The organism is Methylobacterium sp. WL103, from assembly GCF_008039885.1.
GTDB lineage: Bacteria > Pseudomonadota > Alphaproteobacteria > Rhizobiales > Beijerinckiaceae > Methylobacterium > Methylobacterium cerastii.
The window spans coordinates 1-1,909 of record NZ_VRUX01000711.1; the positions used below are offsets into that span (position 1 = coordinate 1).

The window sequence follows — 1,909 nt, forward strand, 5'->3', positions numbered from 1 at the left end:
GCCGCGCGCGCCGATCAGCCCGAGGCCGGTGAGCGCGTAGACGCGGGCCGGGATGTTGGCCATCGCCGCCGCCGTGCCGCCGACGAGGATCCCGCGCAGCGCGATGCAGTGGACGATGTCTGGGTTCAGGGCCTTCAGGATCGCCGCAAGCTGCCCGGCCGCGTAGCCGGCGGCCATCGGGTTGAGGCTGGAGCGCTCCGCCTCCAACGCGACCACCCGAGCGCCCGTCGCCTCGATCGCCGCGCGGTGCTCGCGCACCCGCGTCACCACGGCGACCGACAGGCCCATCGCCACCGCCGCCCGCGCCATCGGCAGGAAGTGCGAGGCGAAGAACCAGTCCTCGGTGACGACGAAGGCGAGGCGCCGCATCGGCGCAGCGGGGGCGGGGGAGTCGGCGGCGTCCATCGGGCCGACCTCTAACACGGGCGGGCATCCGTGTGCGGCGGATACGCAAGCGCCGGAACAGGGCCGGTCCGGCCCCGGTTGAGGCCAGGCTTTCGCAGGGAGGAGCAGGGCCGATGAGAGCGGAGCTGATGGCATCGGACGAGACCGCCGGCACCGTCGTCGACCCGCGCGACGCGGCCGCCGAGGCCGGGCTCGCCTACGTCGACGACACCATGCCCGGCCTGACCCGGAAGAAGACCGCCACGGGCTTCCGCTTCGTCGACGCCAAGGGCGCCCCCGTCCGCGACAAGGCGCAGGTCCAGCGGATCAAGTCGCTCGCGATCCCGCCGGCCTACACCGACGTATGGATCTGCCCGCGCCGAAACGGCCACATCCAGGCGACCGGGCGCGACGCCAAGGGGCGCAAGCAGTACCGCTACCATCCCGATTTCCGGGCGGCGCGGGACTCGACCAAGTTCAGCCACATCATGGCCTTCGCCGACGCCCTGCCCGGCATCCGCACGCGCATCGACGCCGACATGCGGCGCAAGGGCCTGTCGCGCGAGAAGGTGCTCGCCACCGTGGTGCACCTGCTGGAGACGACGCTGATCCGCGTCGGCAACGACGACTACGCCCGGGCCAACAAGAGCTACGGGCTGACGACGCTGCGGGACCCGCACGTCAAGGTCGAGGGCGCGGAGATGACGTTCCGCTTCAAGGGCAAGAGCGGCAAGACCTGGGACCTGTCGGTGAAGGACCGGCGCGTGGCCAAGATCGTCAAGGCCTGCCAGGATCTGCCGGGCCAGGAGCTGTTCCAGTACGTCGACGAGGCGGGGCAGCCGCGCGACGTGACCTCCTCGGACGTCAACGCCTACCTGCGCGAGATCTCGGGGCAGGACATCACGGCGAAGGATTTTCGCACCTGGGCCGGCACGGTGCTGGCGGCGCTGGCGTTGCGCGAGTTCGAGGCCTTCGACGGCGAGGCCGGCGCCAAGAAGAACGTTCGCGCGGCGATCGAGAGCGTCGCCGGGCGGCTCGGCAACACGCCGACCATCTGCCGCAAGTGCTACATCCACCCGCAGATCATCGACTGCTACCTCGAAGGCGCCCTGCTGCTTCAGGTGAAGGAGGCGGTCGAGAGCGAATTGGTCGAGGATCTCAGCAGCCTGCGCCCCGAAGAGGCGGCGGTGCTGAGCCTGCTGCAGAACCGGCTCACCGCGGACGCGCCGACGGCTTCGAAGGCGAAGGCCGGCAAGGCGAGGAAGACGGCGGCCAAGGCGGCCGAGCCGGCGAAAACGCAGGCGAACAAGACGAAGGCAAGCAAGACGAAGGCAAGCAAGACGAAGACGGCGGCCAAGGCGGGAAAGTCGGCCAAGGCGAGGACGACCGCTGCGAGCGCGGAGTTGGCGCGCGCCTGAGCGAACCGGCCGCGCGGCCCGGTTAGGCAACGAGAAGAAATAAAAAAAAAAAAACAAGCCACCCCAAAAAAAAATAATAAAAAACGGGGAGGCCGATAAAAAAAAAA

The 1,909-nt window shown here is 69.0% G+C and carries 2 protein-coding genes; one reads left to right on the top strand and one right to left on the bottom strand.

Features of this window, described 5'->3' with window-relative positions; genetic code table 11:
• On the bottom strand, nucleotides 1–405 hold a 405-nt coding region (locus FV222_RS24525; RefSeq protein ID WP_147815865.1), incomplete at its 3' end, for a glycosyltransferase.
• Between the two features lie 128 nt (nucleotides 406–533).
• Here FV222_RS24525 and FV222_RS24530 point away from each other — a divergent pair.
• The gene (locus FV222_RS24530; protein ID WP_147762755.1) at nucleotides 534–1,802 is read left to right on the top strand and encodes a DNA topoisomerase IB; all 1,269 of its coding nucleotides are present in this window, start codon (nucleotides 534–536) and stop codon (nucleotides 1,800–1,802) included.
• The last annotated feature ends 107 nt before the right edge of the window (nucleotides 1,803–1,909 follow it).